We start from the raw sequence: 16,926 nt of genomic DNA, 5'->3' as shown, positions 1-16,926 counted from the left end.
TGTTTTTGTATGGCTTTTGAATGCCGGTGGCCGATGCTTTGAAACTAGTAAGAGTGCGAAGGGCGCGAGAGATGTCTCGCGCCCTTCGGCTTTGTAATACTTAACGGAAAGGAGGCGAGTAGATCAGGCCGCCATCGGTCCACTGAGCGTTCAGGCCACGGGCCAGTCCGATCGGAGTGTTTTCACCGATGTTTTTCTCGAACAGCTCACCATAGTTGCCGCCCGCCATAATGGCGTTCTTGGCCCAGTCAGCCGACAGACCCAGCATTTCACCCAGCGAACCTTCGGTGCCCAAGAGGCGGTTCACTTCAGGGTTGTTGGTGCCAGCAGACAGTTCAGCGATGTTTGCCGATGTCACACCCAGCTCTTCAGCTGTCACCAGTGCGTTCAGCGACCAGCGAACCACGTCACCCCATTCGTTGTCGCCGTGGCGAACAAGCGGGCCGAGCGGCTCTTTGGAGATGATTTCTGGCAGCAGAACGTGCTCGCCTGGGTTTTCGAAGGTTGCACGTGTCGCCGCCAGACCCGAAGCGTCTGTGGTGTAAACGTCACATGCACCAGCAAGGTACTGCTGTTGTGCTTCAGCGTTGGTTTCGATTGGAACCGGCTCATAGCTGATGTTGTTGGCACGGAAGAAATCGGCCAGGTTCAGCTCGGTTGTTGTACCGGTCTGGATACAAACGGTTGCGCCGTCCAGTTCTTTTGCCGACGAAACGCCCAGCTCGGAAGGAACCATGAAGCCTTGGCCGTCATAGTAGTTCACGCCAACGAAAGTGAACTTGAGGTCCACGTCGCGCGAGAAGGTCCAAGTGGTGTTACGTGCCAGCATATCGATTTCGCCAGAAGCCAGCGCGGTAAAGCGTGTTTTACCGGTGGTTGGAACGAATTCAACTGCGGTTGGGTCGCCAAGCACTGCAGCAGCTACAGCGCGGCATACGCCGACGTCAAAACCGTCCCAGTTGCCGTTCGCATCTGGTGCCGCAAAGCCAACCAGACCAGTGGTTACGCCGCAGTTCAGCTTGCCGCGGGCTTTGACATCGTCAAGCGTTCCAGCAGCAGCAGCGCCGGCAGCAAGGCCAGCAACAGTCAGCGCACCAAAGATTACGGATTTTTTCATTTTTACCTCTTCCTGATGGTACACCCTTTTCGGGTGGAATTATTTCGGCCTCATTGGACCGTGAGTGTCACTTAAAAGGGTTCCCCCCCTTCAGTGTCCATCAGTTTGGGCGCATTCATCGCGAAACGTCAAGAGCCGTATCACAGGAAACAATCATTGCGAGTAAACCTAATTCGGGTGCGCAAGTATTGGACTTTTTTCGCTATTTTCGGGACATTTTGTAAAAGCGATCCGCGTGAAGAAAGGCTTCTTTCTTTATCGCGGCCTGCTTAACGGCCTCTTCATCCTCGCCCCACAACTCTTCTTGCCAAGATTCATCCAACCGCGAGAGCGTCCAGATGTCTTCGATGGGGCGCATTTGGTGTGTTGCCGCGAATCCAAGGATCAGTGAACCGCTCAAACTGACAAGGTCATGAAAGGCCGCAAGTTCGAAATTTGTCATCTCGTGAACCCTTGCGCGCAGGCGATTCAGAGCGTCCGAGTCCTGACGGACGAACATGACGCCAGATACAGGTTTCAGGCGCGCTTCAAGGGTTTCGGCGCACCAATCAAGCACCGGATCCCACTGTTGAGCCTGCCGATCAATGAGTTCTTCCGGCGAAGTTGCACGATAGCACAGAAGATCGGTGCCACCGTATTCCGCCAGCATATCGGCGACTTCGGCGTGTTGGATGGCGACCTTGTCAATCGAGGCATTCGCCGAGCGTGTCGTCGGCATGGAAAGCGGATTGATTTCGTCAACCTGGGCTTCCCATTCCGCGGCAACGGCATTCGCCATTTCACGAGTCGGCAGGACCAGAGCCGCCTTGGCCGGAGTTTTGAGATTGCGCCCATCAAGCTTAACCGTGAAGCCGTCTTCAACGTCCTCAACAGTTACTGTTTTCCAGAAAACTTTTTTTGCCCAACTGCTCATTTTCTTAGTCCTTCCAGATGTCGTCCAGTGCCTGAGGCAATGCATCAAACCGATCAATGATTCGGTTTGCCGCGCTCATGGCCTCGGGTTTGTGATAGCCCCAAGCCACCCCGATGCCCCGCATGCCTGCGGCCTTGGCCATATCCATGTCATAACTCGTGTCACCGATCATCACCGCGTCTTCCTGAGCGATGCCTGTTTCGGACAGGGCGGCCTGCAACATCGAAGGATGGGGTTTTGAGGGGTGAAAATCCGCGACCTGTTCGGTCACAAACATCTTTTCCAATCCATGCCCTTCGAGCAGTTTGTCCAGACCGCGTCGCGATTTGCCCGTGGCAATTCCCAACAGAATATCATCACGCGAAGACAGCGTTTCGAGAACGTCCCTTGCGCCGGGATACATCGGCGAAGACTGCGCCGCTCCAGATTTGGCGCGCAGGGTCATATAAGACGCCTTGTATGCATCAACCATGGCATAGTGGGTGTCCCGATCCAGATCGGGCGCAAGGCGCGGCATCGCCACATCAAGCGAAAGACCCACAATCCCCAAAACCTCTTTGCGACTTGGCGGCGTTGCGCCAACGGCTTCGAATGCCATTGCCATCGAGGCAAGGATATCTCCTTGGCTGTCTACCAAAGTGCCGTCGACATCGAACACAACAAGCCGCAAAGCCGTCATCTGAGTTCCTCAAACGGATCATCCGCCGCAAGATCCGGTGTCCAGCCAAACGTCTCCCATGTGAGGGCCATATGCTCGGGAAGGTCTGCGGTGACTGTGATGACCTTTTTGTTCGTCGGATGCTCGAACTGCATCGTGCGGGCGTGAAGGTGCAATTTATTCGAAATCACACCACCCAGTTTAGCCCCCCAGCCGTCGCCAAGGTTCTCTTGGCCAGAGCCGCCATATTTTCCATCGCCAACAATCGGGTGTCCGATCTCAGCCATGTGCGCACGCAATTGGTGGGTGCGGCCCGTAATAGGCTCCATCGCCACCCAAGAGGCGCGACTCGCAACACGGTAGAGCGTCGCGTATTGCGTGATGGCGCGTTTGGCGCCCGGTGTGCTGGCGACATCGCGCGGATGCACACACACCATCTTTTCGCCTTCACCACGGCTGCCGTGACCGCCAGCCTTGACCAGACCATATTTGATTTCGCCCAGATATGGCGTTGGAACACCTGCGACCACCGCCCAATAAATCTTGCGGGTGTCTTTATGGCGCATCGCAGCCGTCAGAGCCTGTGCCGCCAAGCGCGTTCTGGCCAAAAGCAAAACGCCCGAAGTGTCTTTGTCCAGACGGTGCACCAGCCGTGGTTTTTCGTCATAGTCGAACTTCAACGCTTCTGACAGACCGTCCACATGGCGGGTTTGCTTGCTGCCGCCTTGCGTCGCAAGGCCCGCAGGTTTGTTGATAGCGATGACCTCATCGTCTTTGTAAATCACGCAGTTCCGAATCAACTTGGCGTCTGCATCCGAAACACGGGTGGCCACACGTGCGGGAATAGATCCCGGTGCAGGCAAGGGCGGAACGCGCACTTGCTGCCCTTCGGCCAAGCGGGTTGCCGGCTTTACCCGACCACCATCCACGCGCAGTTCGCCTTTTCGGCACATCTTTTCGATGCGAATCTGGTTCAGCTGCGGAAACAACCGTCGCAACCAGCGGTCCAGCCTTTGGTCTGCGTCTTCAGCTGCAACCGTTAATATTTGTACACCACTCATGCGAAAATCCCCCGCGTCAACCACATGCCCAACATCAATGCCCCTACCGAGCCAATCACCGAGATCAGCACATAGGCCGCCGCAGCCCCGACCTGCCCCTTTTCAAAGAGGTTCACAGCTTCCAGAGAAAAGCTGGAAAACGTCGTGAACCCGCCCAGAAAACCGGTCATCACAAGAGGCGACAAATGGGTCAGTCCACGTTGCAGGGCGATCACAACAAAGACCCCCATCAGGAAAGACCCAAGGATGTTGACTGTTATCACCGCCATCGGGAACCCATGTCCCACGAGACGCACGACTCCAAGCCCCACCAAATAGCGAAGACTTGCCCCGAGCGCACCGCCAAAAGCTACATATGTCAGGCTTGTCAACATCCCGCGTCCATCACCCGCCGCCTTACTTTTGTCAAGCAAAGCAGCCGGAAACTTGTTCATTCCACGCAGACTCTGGCCTAAATCGAAAATTGACCGCGCAGCACCCCAGCACGTCTAGCCGTTTCGCTTCACGCGCAATTTGGCAAAGTAGTCGAGGCGACGCTTCAACTCGCGTTCAAATCCACGTTCGACAGGGGCATACAACACCGGACGCTTCATGCTCTCGGGGAAATAATCCTGTCCTGAAAACCCGTCTTCGGCATCGTGGTCGTACTGGTATCCGGTGCCATAGCCCTGCTCTTCCATCAAACGGGTTGGCGCGTTCAGGATGTGCTTTGGTGGAGGTTCGGACCCCGTTTTGCGGGCAGAGGCCATCGCCTTTTTGTACCCGACATAAACCCCGTTCGATTTCGGCGCCAACGCCAGATAGACCAACGCCTGCGCCAGCGCCAATTCACCTTCGGGACTGCCCAGCCGTTCGTATGTTTCCCAGCTTTGCAGGCAGACCGCTTGGGCCTGTGGATCGGCTAGCCCGATATCCTCGACCGCCATGCGGGTGATCCGCCGCGCAAGGAAACGGGGGTCCTCTCCACCGGTCAGCATGCGGGCAAACCAATAGAGCGCCGCATCCGGGTCTGACCCGCGCACAGATTTATGCAATGCGGAAATCAGGTTATAGTGTTCCTCGCCGCCCTTGTCGTATTTTGCGGCGCGCTTCATCAACCGCTTGGACAGGGCATCGGTATCCAGCTTGCCCTCAACCTTCCACGCCGCGATCTGTTCGATCAGGTTCAAAAGCGCACGCCCGTCGCCATCTGCCATTTCCAGCAAGGCCTCGCGCGCGGCACCATCCAGCGGCAGGTTTCGGTTCAGCTCTTTTTCAGAGCGTTGCGCCAGACGTTCCAGATCGCCCAGAGAAAGCCGCTCGAGGACCAAGACCTGTGCACGGCTCAGGACCGCGGCGTTCAACTCGAACGACGGGTTTTCCGTTGTGGCACCAACCAACAAAATGGTGCCATCTTCCATATAGGGCAGAAACCCGTCTTGCTGCGCCTTGTTGAACCTGTGGATTTCATCCACAAACAACAGTGTCCCCTGCCCGTTCTGGCGGCGTATCTTCGCGGCCTCGAACACTTTTCGCAGATCCGGAACGCCTGTGAAAATGGCGCTGATTTGAACAAAGTGCAGTTTGGTCTCATCCGCCAGAAGTCGCGCGATCGTTGTTTTGCCAACGCCGGGTGGTCCCCAGAACACCAAACTCGACAGACTGCCCGATGCGAGCATGACACCAAGGGGCGCCTCAGGCCCAAGAACCTGCTCTTGACCGATCACCTCACCCAGCGCCTTGGGGCGCAGCCGGTCGGCAAGCGGACGCGGCGCAGAAACGGGTGTGTCTGTGCCGCCTGACGGGCTGTCACTGTCGAACAGATCTGCCATGATTAAAGACGGAACCGGGACACGATACGCTGTGTGCCGCGTTGAATTTCGATTGTCACCTTACGCTTGGCTTTTTCCAAAGCTCGCTCGGCATCCGCGACCGTTTCGATGGTCCGCCCATCAACTTCTCTCAAGACGTCTCCGGCCCGCAATCCCAAACGCGTCCCAACCTGACCCGGATTTTCGACAACAACACCGGTTAGGCTAAGCGGCAAACCATACTGACCCAGCACCGCAGGGTTGATGTTGGACAACACCAACTCGGGAACTGCGGATCGCCGCCCTGTGGTCACCGTGTCTCGTGCGGGGTCTTCCGGCGCAGCCATCAAGGAAACGGTCGTTTCGACCATGTCACCGTCTCGCAACGCCAGTATTTTTGCCTCTTTGCCGATGCCCGCAACGGACATCCGGAAAATCATCTCAGCCGGTGTATTCACCGGCTGACCGTCGACTTTCAAAATGACATCGCCGGTCTCAAAGCCTGCCATCTTGAAAGGACTTTCATCATGCAGTTCCGACACCACAATGCCCCCAGGCAGATCAAGTCCCAACCCTTCAGCCATGTCCGCGTCAATAGGTTGGCCAAACATACCGGCCCAAGGCCGCGCAAATCCCTCATGACCCTGACGCGCCTGATCTACGAATTGCGCGACAAGAGCGGAGGGAATGGCAAAACCGATCCCGTTTGACCCACCAGACCGTGTCAAAATTGATGTATTCACCCCAATCAAGTCGCCATTGATGTCAACCAATGCCCCGCCCGAGTTTCCGGGATTGATTGGCGCATCGGTTTGCAAGAAATATCCACGGGCGTTTCCGGTCGCGGTTCCCGAACGGGCCAGTCCGGAGACAATGCCGCTTGTCACCGTTTGGCCGACCCCAAACGGGTTTCCGATTGCCAAAACCAATTCGCCAACTTCGACCGTATCACTGTTGCGCAACTCAAGATGAGGCATGTCTTTTGCATCTTTGAGCTGCAGGATCGCGAGGTCCGATTCCTGATCCGCCAACAGCACTTCGGCCGAATATTCCCGACGGTCATTAAGGTGAACGCGGATATCGGTTGATTGCCCGACAACATGGTAGTTCGACACAACGATTCCGTCTTCGGACAGAATTACACCAGACCCCAATGAGTTTTCTACGCGAGGTCGTGTTTCACCAAAGTCACGAAACAAGTTCTGGAAAAACGGATCGCCCATAAACGGGCTTTGACGTACATTCACAACCCTTTTGGCATAGATATTCACAACGGCAGGTGCCGCCTGCTTTACGAGCGGTGCAAACCCCAAGGAAATCTCGGCTTGTGATTGCGGAACCTTGGTTTCGGCATGGCTCAGGGTGGCAATACCAATGGCGGCGGCGGTCAAAATAGCTCGGTACATATCGGTCCTCGTTCTTACTTCAAGGATATGCGAGGGGCGGACAAAGATTGCAAGTCAGCCAACCCACAAGCCATGCGCCACTGTCCCCAAATCGGCAAGAAAAAACCCCGCCTGAGAAACAGGCGGGGTCATAACAGTCAGAGAAAACTCTGGATGTTTTATTCGTCAGCAGCAACTTCTTCTGCAGCAACGCGTGCTTTGTCAGCAGCGCCTTTGGCGTCAACGTCACGATCAACGAATTCGATGATCGCCATTGGTGCCATGTCGCCATAACGGAAGCCGGCTTTCATGATGCGAACATAACCACCCGGACGATCGGCATAGCGAGGTCCCAGAACGTCGAACAGTTTCGCAACATACTTGTCTTCTTTCAGACGCGATGCTGCGTTACGACGCGAGTGCAGATCGCCTTTTTTCGCCATGGTGATCATCTTTTCGATGATTGGACGAAGTTCTTTGGCTTTCGGCAGGGTTGTTTTGATTTGCTCGTGCTCGATCAGCGAACCAGCCATGTTCGAAAACAGGGCTTTACGGTGCTCATGAGTACGGTTCAGGCGGCGGTAACCACGTGCGTGACGCATATTTCAATTCCTTATAGCGTGTTTTGCTTTGTCTGGAGACCGATGCGTGTCAGTCCCTCTCCTTGGGGCGGAAGTGCCCAGCTTTCCCCGGCAGGTCCGGGCATTGCGCGGGAGGACCAAGGCCCTCCCGAAAGTCTTAGAACGTGTCTTCGAACTTTTTCGCCAGATCTTCGATGTTGTCTGGTGGCCAGTCTTCGACGTCCATACCAAGGTGCAGCCCCATGCCCGACAGCACTTCTTTGATCTCGTTCAAAGATTTGCGGCCGAAGTTCGGAGTGCGGAGCATCTCGGCTTCGGTTTTCTGGATCAGATCGCCAATGTAAACGATGTTGTCGTTCTTGAGGCAGTTTGCCGAACGAACAGACAGTTCCAGCTCGTCCACTTTCTTGAGCAGAAGCGGGTTGAACTCGAGACCATCGTCTTCTTCCTGACGGCCAGCCGACTCGGGCTCTTCGAAGTTTACGAAGATCGAAAGCTGGTCTTGCAGGATGCGCGCCGCGAAAGCGACAGCATCGTCAGGAGTGATCGAACCGTCGGTGTCGACCTTCATGGTCAGTTTGTCATAGTCCAGAACCTGACCTTCACGGGTCGGCTGAACGTCATACGAAACCTTTTTGACCGGCGAATAGATCGCGTCGATCGGGATCAGACCGATAGGAGCATCTTCTGGCTTGTTCTTGTCAGCCGAAACATAACCTTTGCCGGTGTTGACAGTCAGTTCCATGAAAAGGTCCGCGCCATCGTCGAGGTGACAGATCACGTGGTCTTTGTTCAGGATTTCGATGCCAGCGCTGTCCGAGATGTCACCAGCGGTGACTTCGCCAGGGCCTTTGGCCTGGATCGAAAGACGCTTGGGGCCTTCGACTTCCATGCGCAGCGAAACGCCTTTGAGGTTCAGGATCACATCGGTGACGTCTTCACGTACACCTGCGACCGAAGAAAACTCGTGCAGAACGTTGTCAATCTGTACGCTTGTGATCGCGGCGCCTTGCAGCGACGACATCAGAACGCGACGCAGCGCGTTACCAAGAGTCAAACCAAAGCCACGCTCCAGCGGTTCGGCCACAACAGTGGCCTGACGAGTCGGGTCATTGCCCGGCTTCACGTCAAGCTGGGTCGGCTTGATAAGTTCTGCCCAATTTTTGTGGATCATGCGTCCCTCCATTCTTGTCTCATCCCCATGTCCAAAAAGGATCAGACGCCCGAGGTTTCAAAACGGCGAACTGGGGCCGCGAAAAACACGCGGCCCCAGAGAAAAAATATACTTATACGCGACGACGCTTAGGTGGGCGGCAGCCGTTGTGGGCGATCGGGGTCACGTCACGAATCGATGTGATGTTGAAACCGATAGCAGCCAGAGCGCGCAGAGCCGATTCACGACCCGAACCTGGGCCCTGAACTTCAACTTCCAGCGTCTTAACACCGTGATCCTGGGCTTTTTTGCCAGCATCTTCTGCAGCCATCTGAGCCGCATAAGGAGTCGACTTACGCGATCCTTTGAAGCCCATTGTGCCTGCTGACGACCAGGAAATCGCGTTCCCTTGTACGTCAGAGATCAGGATTTTGGTGTTGTTGAACGACGAGTTCACATGGGCTACGCCCGATGCGATATTCTTGGAGACCTTCTTTTTGCCTCCGCGACGGGTATCACGTGCCATTGATGCAGCCCTCCCTTATTTCTTCTTACCAGCAATAGCCTTTGCGGGGCCTTTGCGAGTACGAGCGTTGGTGTGTGTACGCTGACCGCGTACGGGAAGGTTGCGACGGTGGCGCAGACCGCGGTAGCAGCCCAGATCCATCAGACGCTTGATGTTCATTTGAACTTCACGACGCAGATCACCTTCAACGGTGAAGTTTGCGTCGATGTGTTCGCGAACAGCCAGAACTTCGGCGTCGCTCAGCTCGTTTACACGGCGAGTTGCGTCGATGCCTACGGCTTCGCAGATTGCAGCGGCAGAGGTGTTACCAATACCGGTGATATATGTCAGGGCGATCGGGACCCGTTTGTGGGTCGGGATGTTTACGCCGGCGATACGTGCCAAGTGTGACTTCCTTTACGTTGCGGTTCCGTAGTGCCGGAACCTTTTTTCACAACATAAGCCCGACGATTTGCGCCGGGCCTCAGCTGATCAGGTGATCTTACTTTCGGGGTGCGACCCCGTCCGCAAAAATGATTCTCTTATAGAGATGGTGCTGGGTATTGGGAAATTCACACATCGTCAAGGTCTTTTGAGGCCGCCATATTCGAACCGTTCGATTTTCCTTGAAAATGCGCTCGCCGCCTGCCGTTGCCAAATGCCAATTTGAGCGGTGCACACATCGCTTTCCAGAGAAGAGAAAAGGCCCGACGGAAATCCGAAGGGCCCTTCAAAATGGTGTGACGCGTCAAACGACGACAGTCAGATCAGGCATCAATCTCTGCAGCGATTGACGACTTAACTGCGTCGATCGTACCCAGTCCGTCCACTGACGACAGGTTGCCCTTGGCGTGATAGTAGCCAATCAGCGGTGCGGTCTTCTTGTAGTATTCCATCAGACGGAAGCGCACGCTTTCCTCGTTATCGTCCGCACGGGCTTCTTTACCGGCGGCGACAGCTTCGGCAGCGCGATTGACGATGCGCTTGACCAGCGTCTCGTCGTCAACCTGCATCTCGATGACCGCGTCCAGCTTCTCGCCCTTTTCGGCCAGCAGATCAGCCAAGGCATCAGCCTGAGCCAAAGTCCGTGGGAAGCCGTCAAAAATGAAACCGCCCTTCTTGTCACCATCCAGCTTTTCGCGGATCAGGCCGATCACGATCTCGTCGGTCACAAGACCACCAGAGTCCATGACCTTGGCGACAATCTTGCCCATCTCCGAGCCGCTGGCTTTGGCTTCGCGAAGCATATCGCCAGTCGAGAGTTGGATCATGTCGCGCTCTTCCACGAGGAATTGCGCCTGAGTGCCTTTACCCGCGCCGGGTGGTCCAAGAAGAATCAGGTTCATTTGCGGATCGGTCCTTTACGCTTGCGCTTGCTGCGGCCTTTGCCCGACAGCTGCGACTTTTCGATCAGCCCTTCGTACTGATGGGCCAGCAGATGGCTTTGAACTTGTTGAATGGTGTCCATAGTCACCGAAACAACGATCAGAACCGAGGTGCCGCCAAAATAGAAGGGGATCGCGAACTGTCCACGAAGGATTTCAGGCAAGAGACAAACTGCCGCAAGGTACGCTGCACCCAGAACCAGGATACGGTTCACAACATACTCAAGATATTCGGATGTCTTTTTGCCGGGGCGAATGCCGGGCACAAAGCCATTCTGGTTCTTGAGGTTGTCTGCAACTTCGTCCGGTTTGAACGAAACGTTGAAGGTATAGAAGTAAGCGAAGAACACGATCATTGCGACGAAGAACAACAGATACAGTGGCTGTCCCGGACCGAAGTACGCCAACAAAGTTGACATGATCGGGCCAGTCTGGCTTCCCGAGAAGGTCGAGATCGTGGTCGGCAACAATAGCAAGGAAGACGCGAAGATCGCAGGGATAACGCCGGCTGGGTTCACTTTGACAGGCAAGTGCGAAGAGCCACCGTCATAAACCTTCATGCCAACCTGACGACGCGGGTACTGAATATGGATCTTGCGCAGGGCGCGCTCCATAAAGACCACGAACGCAATCGTCGCGATCACCATGACAATCACGCCAAGGATAACTGCAGGGCTTACCGCACCCGAACGGCCGGAAGCAAAGAACTGAGCCAGAGCGGCGGGAACTTCAGCGATAATACCAACAAAGATGATCAACGAGATACCGTTGCCGATGCCGCGCGCGGTGATCTGCTCACCCAGCCACATCAGGAACATAGTGCCGCCGACGAGGGTAATCATACATGCGATACGGAAGAACATGCCGGGGTCTGTAACCAGTTCGCCAGCTTCCAGCGATACAGCCAGACCATAAGCCTGAAGCGTCGCCAGAGCCACGGTGCCATAGCGTGTATACTGGTTGATCTTCTTCCGGCCTGCATCACCCTCTTTCTTGAGTTGCTCAAGCGCTGGAACCATAGAGGTCAGCAGCTGGACGATGATCGATGCCGAAATGTAGGGCATGATGCCCAGAGCAAAAATGCCCATGCGCCCCAGTGCACCACCGGTGAACATAGTGAGAATGCCGCCGATACCTTGCGCAGCCTCTTCCATGAATTCACGAAGCGCGATGCCGTCGATACCGGGCACCGGAATGAAGGTGCCGATGCGATAGACGATCAACAGACCCAGCGTGAACAGGATACGGTTGCGAAGATCGGTGGCTTTACCAAGCGCGGCCCAGCTTGTGTTGGCCGCCATTTGCTCTGCTGCAGATACCATCAGGATCTCTCTGTAGAATGAAAACACCGCCAGAACCGTTTTCCGGTTTGGCGGCGTTAGGAAAACTAAAGGTTATGTAAGCGGCTCGTGCGCCGCTCACAACCTGTTAAATGCCGCCTTACGCGGATTTGACCTTGAGCGAGCCGCCAGCTTTTTCGACTGCTTCAATAGCAGACTTCGAAGCGCCGGTTACATCGAGCTCAACCTTGGCGCTGATTTCGCCTTTGGCAAGAACACGAATGCCGTCAAGTGTGCGACGTACCAGACCGGAAGCAACCAGTGCTTCTTCGGTGATGGCTTCGGAAGCGTTCAGCTTGCCTTCGTCGATGAATTTCTGGATCAGGCCCAAGTTTACAACAGCGTATGCCTTGCGGTTTGGTTTGTTAAAGCCACGCTTTGGCAGACGTTGGTACAAAGGCATCTGGCCGCCTTCATAACCTTTGATCGCAACACCCGAACGCGATTTTTGACCCTTGATACCACGGCCACCGGTTTTACCTTTGCCCGAACCCGGACCACGGCCAACACGCATGCGTTTTTTGGTTGCGCCTTCGTTATCGCGCAGTTCATGAAGTTTCATGTCGCTTCTCCTTTTGCCGGAACTGACCCATGAAGCGTAAGGGGCCAAACACGGCTTTTCTTGATTTTTGATTCTATGACCCCAAAGGCCACCGGGGGCATATAGACGACGTGCCCCGCTGATGCAAGACTTCTAGGCGCCCGGCACGTTTTGACACGGCTGAAGCGCAAGGTCGTCAGTTTTTGATTGCGCCCTTCACGCCCATTTGATCCCGTTTCTGTATCGTATTGTTTCGGATGTTTTGGATGAAGATGATAAATCTCGGACTTCCCAAGTCCGGCACCACCACATTGCAAAGAGCCCTGGAAACGTCCGGCGTCCCGTCCGCGCACTGGGCCGTTGCGCCTGTAATCGGACCTGCAAATTTGGAACAGCTTGAAACCTATGTTGGCTATCGCATGTATCGGGACCACTTTCGGGGTCTGGACCCTCTTCAGGGCCTCGCTGAATTCGACGTGATCACGCAGGTTGATATGGTTTCAGACCACTATTCGTTTTGGCCGCAAACGGATCTCGCCCTGCTGCGGTCTATCCGCGCCCATCACCCGGAATGCACCTTTCTGTTGTTGAGACGTGATCCCGCGAAGGTCGCGAAAAGTATCGTTGGATGGCTCGACATGCAGGCGCGGCTGGCCAATACCGGCGCGCCGGGTCTTCCCGCGCCTTTCGCGCAAGATGCCGAATACTTGGAGAGGTGGGTCACCAGCCACTACACGAACCTGCGCACTTGGTTCGACAACGATCCAAAATATGTCGAGGTCGACATAGCATCCGAGGAGGCCCGAGACGTCTTGGAAGACTGTTTAGGGCAAAAGTTCGAATGGTGGGGAAAGGCAAACAAGTCCAGAAAACCAAACGCAGCGCGTCACTGGACCCTCTGAAATGCAAAACGCCCCGGAGAAACCGAGGCGCGCAAACTCATCTTAATGAGTGGCTTAGCGATCGTCGCGACCGCTGAGGTAGTCGCACCAGTGTGGTACAGGCTTGGAATGGGCCAAAGACGCCCAGAACGCAGCCAAGGCGACAAAAGGTTTCAGCGCAACAGACGTGTTGCCTTGCTTTTGAGCGAGATACGCCATCGTTTCTTCCAGTCTTTTGGAGTTCCTTCGACGGCTCAATACGCTTCGTCGATTTACTTAACCAGTGCAGAATTCGCATGGCTGACTTACCAGCGGTGCATAACTTGTTACATTCTGACAGGTTGTTAAAGGAACTTGTAATATGCTCATTTACGAACAAAACGCCCAAGGGTGTCCCGGGCGTTTGATCGATGCTTTGTTGCCACGACGATAGTCGTCGGTGCCTTACAGCTTTCCTGCGCAAGCTTGTTCGATGTCACAACGACGCAGACCGATGTCGGCCAGTTCACGGTTTGTGAGACGCGACAGTTCTTTATAGGTGCGGTTGTAAGCAACGCGAGCAGAAGCCGTTTTGCGGATGTTTGCAAAGAAGGCGTTTACGCGGTCAAAGAAGCCAAAGCCGGAGAATGTAGTAGTTGCAGTAGTCATGTTGTTGTCCTCAGGTAGGTGGTCCGGGGACTGGGTCAACCCGTTTCAGTTCATTGCTATGTTTAGCGATGAAGCTCAGATAGTGATTATGCTGCACTGCAACAACTGACGTTCTGACAAGCCCGTCATGCACCTATTGCATAACGATTGGGCAGTTTTAAAACTGCCCAAGTTTCGACCATTCGCTTCATTGACTGCTAAGGTCTTTCATTTATTTGATTGTTCCAGCCGGTTGCAGGGCAACCAGCGTCTGCATTTTCAACAACTCAAACACATGCCGTAACTTTCCGAGACTGCCGTGCCCCCGGGTTTTCTGCGTCAAAGCCTCTTGCCACATGAAAACCTTGCCACAACCTTCAGCCCCAAGATGGCTGACGGATCGAATTCGCCGCGACAAATAGAAAAAACGCCCCACAGTTTCCTGCAGGGCGTTTCTATTCTCAACTTCGAAAATCGCTTAGTCGCGCTCTTCGATGATCTCAACCAGATGCGGGATCTTGCGAACCATACCGCGGATCGAAGGTGTATCTTCGAGTTCACGGGTTTTGTGCATCTTGTTCAGGCCCAGGCCAACGAGTGTTGCGCGTTGGTCAGCGGGGCGACGGATCGGAGAACCGATCTGTTTTACAACGATGGTTTTTGCCATGGGTCGCTCTCCTTACGCTTCTGCGGCTTCGGTTGCCGGTGCTTCATCCTTTTTCAGGATGTCGGCAACTTTTTTGCCACGACGAGCAGCAACCTGACGCGGGCTTGATTCTTTGTTCAAGCCATCGATGGTTGCGCGGATCATGTTGTATGGGTTCTGCGAACCGATCGATTTCGAAACAACGTCTTTGACGCCGAGCATTTCGAAAACGGCACGCATTGGACCACCTGCGATGATTCCTGTACCTTCTGGAGCTGTACGCATCACAACTTTACCAGCGCCGTGACGGCCCTCGATATCGTGGTGCAGTGTACGGCCTTCACGCAAAGGCACGCGGATCATTTGGCGCTTGGCTTGCTCGGTGGCTTTGCGGATGGCCTCAGGGACCTCTTTCGCTTTACCTTTACCGAAGCCTACACGGCCTTTTTGATCGCCTACGACAACCAGAGCGGCGAAGCCGAAGCGCTTACCACCTTTTACGGTTTTCGATACGCGGTTGATTGCGACCAGACGGTCTGCGAATTCCGGAGTTTCGTCTTCGCGGTTGCGACCACGTCCCCGGCGGTTTTCACGTTCTGCCATTCGGCATTCCTTTTCAGTTCTGGCGCGTTTGGCGCCGTAAAATCCAATCCTGGTGGGTTTCGCTGCCGAAACCCCCGGATCATCGGGGGGACGCGAGCGTCCCCCTCAAGTCTTAGATCTTCAGGCCACCTTCACGCGCAGCGTCGGCCAGAGCCTTCACTTTGCCGTGGAAGAGGAAACCACCGCGATCGAAGTATGCTTCGGTCACGCCAGCTTTGGCGGCACGTTCGGCAATCGCAGCGCCCACTTTCGTGGCTGCTTCGATGTTGTTTTTGCCGATAACGCCAAGGTCTTTTTCCATCGACGAGGCCGATGCCAAAGTTACGCCGTTCACATCGTCGATCAGCTGAGCGCTGATGTTCTTGTTTGAACGATGTACCGAAAGGCGCATCTTGTCGCTGTTGACCTTGCGAAGTTTGTTCCGGACGCGCAGGCGGCGCTTGAGGAACAGGGTCCGTTTGCTGTTTGCCATCTGTCTGGTCCTTACTTCTTCTTACCTTCCTTGCGGAAGATAAATTCACCTTTATAGCGGATACCTTTGCCCTTGTAGGGCTCGGGCTTACGCCACTCGCGGATGTTTGCTGCAACTTGGCCAACAAGCTGTGCGTCCGTGCCTTCGATAATCACTTCAGTTGGCTTTGGAGCCGTGACAGTGATGCCCGCAGGCACTTCGAAGTTCACTTCGTGCGACAGACCAAGCGACAGCTTCAGGGTGTTGCCCTGCATCTGTGCACGATAACCAACACCTTGGATCTCAAGTTCTTTTTTGAAACCGCTGGTGCAGCCGGTTACCAATTGGGCAACCATGGTGCGAGACATACCCCATTGCTGACGTGCACGCTTGGACGAGCCACGCGGTGTCACGGTCACAACATTGTCGTTCACAGCAAGCGTGACATCGTCAGTTGCAGTGAAAGACTGGGTGTCCTTCGGACCTTTGATTTCGATGGTCTGGCCGGAGACAGAGGCAGTTACGCCGCTGGGCAGCTCGACCGGTTTTTTACCAATACGAGACATTGTCAGCTCTCCTTAGAAGACTGTGCAAAGAACTTCGCCACCAACATTGTTGGCACGAGCGCTTGCATCCGACATCACACCTTTTGGGGTGGAGACAATCGACACACCGAGGCCCTGACGGACAACAGGAATGTCATTGACGCTCATGTAAACGCGACGGCCAGGTTTGGAAACCCGCTTCACTTCGCGAATGACAGGAGTGCCTTCGTAGTATTTCAGGCTGATTTCGAACGCCGGGTGGCCGTTCTCTTCAGACGATTCGTAGCCGCGGATGTAGCCTTCGTCAGCCAAAACATCCAAAACCCAACCGCGCAGTTTCGATGCGGGAGTCGATACAACCGACTTGCCACGCATTTGACCGTTACGGATACGGGTCAGCATATCACCGATAGGATCGTTCATCTCTGTCTCTCCTTACCAGCTCGATTTAACCATGCCGGGGATTTGGCCGTTCGAGCCAAGCTCCCGCAAAGCAATACGGCTTACCTTCAGCTTACGATAGTAAGCGTGGGGACGGCCGGTCAGCTGGCAGCGGTTGTGAAGACGTGTTGCCGAGCTGTTGCGCGGCAGTTTCGCCAATTTCAGACGCGCTTTGAAGCGCTCTTCCATTGGACGGCTTTCGTCATTCGCGATTTCTTTAAGCTCTGCACGTTTGGTTGCGTATTTCGCCACCAGACGCTCGCGCTTTTTCTCGCGTTCGATCATAGATTTTTTAGCCATGAT

General features: G+C 54.9%; 23 protein-coding genes. 1 reads left to right on the top strand and 22 read right to left on the bottom strand.

Features of this window, described 5'->3' with window-relative positions:
* Nucleotides 1–100: 100 nt before the first annotated feature.
* From PH7735_RS13880 to rplO, 14 genes are all read right to left on the bottom strand, one after another.
* The gene (locus PH7735_RS13880; RefSeq protein ID WP_058311998.1) at nucleotides 101–1,117 is read right to left on the bottom strand and encodes an amino acid ABC transporter substrate-binding protein; all 1,017 of its coding nucleotides are present in this window, start codon (nucleotides 1,115–1,117) and stop codon (nucleotides 101–103) included.
* Between the two features lie 202 nt (nucleotides 1,118–1,319).
* Nucleotides 1,320–2,030 carry an ATP12 family chaperone protein gene (locus PH7735_RS13875; RefSeq protein ID WP_058311997.1) on the bottom strand — a complete coding sequence of 237 codons (711 nt, stop codon included), beginning with the start codon at nucleotides 2,028–2,030 and terminating at the stop codon, nucleotides 1,320–1,322.
* A 4-nt stretch (nucleotides 2,031–2,034) separates the two neighbouring features.
* On the bottom strand, nucleotides 2,035–2,709 hold the full coding sequence (locus tag PH7735_RS13870; protein WP_058311996.1) for an HAD-IA family hydrolase: 675 nt from the start codon (nucleotides 2,707–2,709) through the stop codon (nucleotides 2,035–2,037).
* Nucleotides 2,706–3,749, bottom strand: coding sequence for an RluA family pseudouridine synthase (locus PH7735_RS13865; protein WP_058311995.1), 1,044 nt, complete (start codon nucleotides 3,747–3,749; stop codon nucleotides 2,706–2,708). The genes PH7735_RS13870 and PH7735_RS13865 overlap by 4 nt, the downstream gene beginning before the upstream one ends.
* Entirely contained in the window at nucleotides 3,746–4,123 is a 378-nt protein-coding gene (gene crcB / locus PH7735_RS13860; protein WP_058312261.1) for a fluoride efflux transporter CrcB, read from the bottom strand. The genes PH7735_RS13865 and crcB overlap by 4 nt, the downstream gene beginning before the upstream one ends.
* Nucleotides 4,124–4,237: 114 nt before the next feature.
* Complete coding sequence (locus PH7735_RS13855; RefSeq protein ID WP_058311994.1) at nucleotides 4,238–5,560, bottom strand: replication-associated recombination protein A; 1,323 nt, start codon at nucleotides 5,558–5,560, stop codon at nucleotides 4,238–4,240.
* 2 nt (nucleotides 5,561–5,562) lie between these two features.
* Nucleotides 5,563–6,945, bottom strand: a complete 1,383-nt coding sequence (locus PH7735_RS13850; RefSeq protein ID WP_058311993.1) for a trypsin-like peptidase domain-containing protein — start codon at nucleotides 6,943–6,945, stop codon at nucleotides 5,563–5,565.
* 158 nt (nucleotides 6,946–7,103) lie between these two features.
* Nucleotides 7,104–7,526, bottom strand: a complete 423-nt coding sequence (gene rplQ, locus PH7735_RS13845; protein ID WP_058311992.1) for a 50S ribosomal protein L17 — start codon at nucleotides 7,524–7,526, stop codon at nucleotides 7,104–7,106.
* A 136-nt stretch (nucleotides 7,527–7,662) separates the two neighbouring features.
* Entirely contained in the window at nucleotides 7,663–8,679 is a 1,017-nt protein-coding gene (locus tag PH7735_RS13840; RefSeq protein ID WP_058312260.1) for a DNA-directed RNA polymerase subunit alpha, read from the bottom strand.
* Between the two features lie 112 nt (nucleotides 8,680–8,791).
* The gene (gene rpsK, locus PH7735_RS13835; protein WP_058311991.1) at nucleotides 8,792–9,184 is read right to left on the bottom strand and encodes a 30S ribosomal protein S11; all 393 of its coding nucleotides are present in this window, start codon (nucleotides 9,182–9,184) and stop codon (nucleotides 8,792–8,794) included.
* A 15-nt stretch (nucleotides 9,185–9,199) separates the two neighbouring features.
* A complete protein-coding gene (gene rpsM, locus PH7735_RS13830) occupies nucleotides 9,200–9,568 on the bottom strand; it encodes a 30S ribosomal protein S13 (protein WP_058311990.1) in 369 nt (122 codons plus the stop codon).
* A gap of 362 nt (nucleotides 9,569–9,930) precedes the next feature.
* Nucleotides 9,931–10,509 (bottom strand): adenylate kinase, encoded by a 579-nt coding sequence (locus PH7735_RS13825; protein ID WP_058311989.1) that lies wholly within the window; start codon nucleotides 10,507–10,509, stop codon nucleotides 9,931–9,933.
* Nucleotides 10,506–11,870 (bottom strand): preprotein translocase subunit SecY, encoded by a 1,365-nt coding sequence (gene secY / locus PH7735_RS13820; RefSeq protein WP_058312259.1) that lies wholly within the window; start codon nucleotides 11,868–11,870, stop codon nucleotides 10,506–10,508. The genes PH7735_RS13825 and secY overlap by 4 nt, the downstream gene beginning before the upstream one ends.
* Before the next feature lie 118 nt (nucleotides 11,871–11,988).
* The gene (rplO, locus tag PH7735_RS13815; protein WP_058311988.1) at nucleotides 11,989–12,450 is read right to left on the bottom strand and encodes a 50S ribosomal protein L15; all 462 of its coding nucleotides are present in this window, start codon (nucleotides 12,448–12,450) and stop codon (nucleotides 11,989–11,991) included.
* Nucleotides 12,451–12,695: 245 nt separating this feature from the next.
* On the opposite strand from rplO, the gene PH7735_RS13810 reads away from it, so the two are divergent.
* Entirely contained in the window at nucleotides 12,696–13,331 is a 636-nt protein-coding gene (locus PH7735_RS13810; RefSeq protein WP_145865336.1) for a sulfotransferase, read from the top strand.
* Nucleotides 13,332–13,385: 54 nt separating this feature from the next.
* Here PH7735_RS13810 and PH7735_RS20720 read toward each other — a convergent pair whose 3' ends face one another.
* The 8 genes from PH7735_RS20720 to rpsN form a co-directional block, all read right to left on the bottom strand.
* The gene (locus PH7735_RS20720) at nucleotides 13,386–13,529 is read right to left on the bottom strand and encodes a hypothetical protein (RefSeq protein WP_158503235.1); all 144 of its coding nucleotides are present in this window, start codon (nucleotides 13,527–13,529) and stop codon (nucleotides 13,386–13,388) included.
* 225 nt (nucleotides 13,530–13,754) lie between these two features.
* Nucleotides 13,755–13,958: a DUF1127 domain-containing protein gene (locus PH7735_RS13805; protein WP_058311986.1), complete on the bottom strand. Its 204-nt coding sequence runs from the start codon at nucleotides 13,956–13,958 to the stop codon at nucleotides 13,755–13,757.
* Nucleotides 13,959–14,415: 457 nt separating this feature from the next.
* Complete coding sequence (gene rpmD, locus PH7735_RS13795; protein ID WP_058311984.1) at nucleotides 14,416–14,604, bottom strand: 50S ribosomal protein L30; 189 nt, start codon at nucleotides 14,602–14,604, stop codon at nucleotides 14,416–14,418.
* Nucleotides 14,605–14,616: 12 nt separating this feature from the next.
* Entirely contained in the window at nucleotides 14,617–15,186 is a 570-nt protein-coding gene (gene rpsE, locus PH7735_RS13790) for a 30S ribosomal protein S5 (RefSeq protein WP_058311983.1), read from the bottom strand.
* Between the two features lie 112 nt (nucleotides 15,187–15,298).
* Nucleotides 15,299–15,658, bottom strand: coding sequence for a 50S ribosomal protein L18 (rplR, locus tag PH7735_RS13785; RefSeq protein WP_058311982.1), 360 nt, complete (start codon nucleotides 15,656–15,658; stop codon nucleotides 15,299–15,301).
* A gap of 11 nt (nucleotides 15,659–15,669) precedes the next feature.
* On the bottom strand, nucleotides 15,670–16,203 hold the full coding sequence (rplF, locus tag PH7735_RS13780; RefSeq protein ID WP_058311981.1) for a 50S ribosomal protein L6: 534 nt from the start codon (nucleotides 16,201–16,203) through the stop codon (nucleotides 15,670–15,672).
* A 12-nt stretch (nucleotides 16,204–16,215) separates the two neighbouring features.
* Entirely contained in the window at nucleotides 16,216–16,605 is a 390-nt protein-coding gene (gene rpsH, locus PH7735_RS13775; RefSeq protein ID WP_058311980.1) for a 30S ribosomal protein S8, read from the bottom strand.
* Between the two features lie 12 nt (nucleotides 16,606–16,617).
* On the bottom strand, nucleotides 16,618–16,923 hold the full coding sequence (gene rpsN, locus PH7735_RS13770; protein WP_058311979.1) for a 30S ribosomal protein S14: 306 nt from the start codon (nucleotides 16,921–16,923) through the stop codon (nucleotides 16,618–16,620).
* Between the last annotated feature and the right edge of the window lie 3 nt (nucleotides 16,924–16,926).

Source organism: Shimia thalassica, assembly GCF_001458215.1.
Classification (GTDB): Bacteria; Pseudomonadota; Alphaproteobacteria; order Rhodobacterales; family Rhodobacteraceae; genus Shimia; species Shimia thalassica.
The sequence above is the reverse complement of the archived record's forward strand: the minus strand, read 5'-3'. Positions and strand labels throughout refer to the sequence as shown.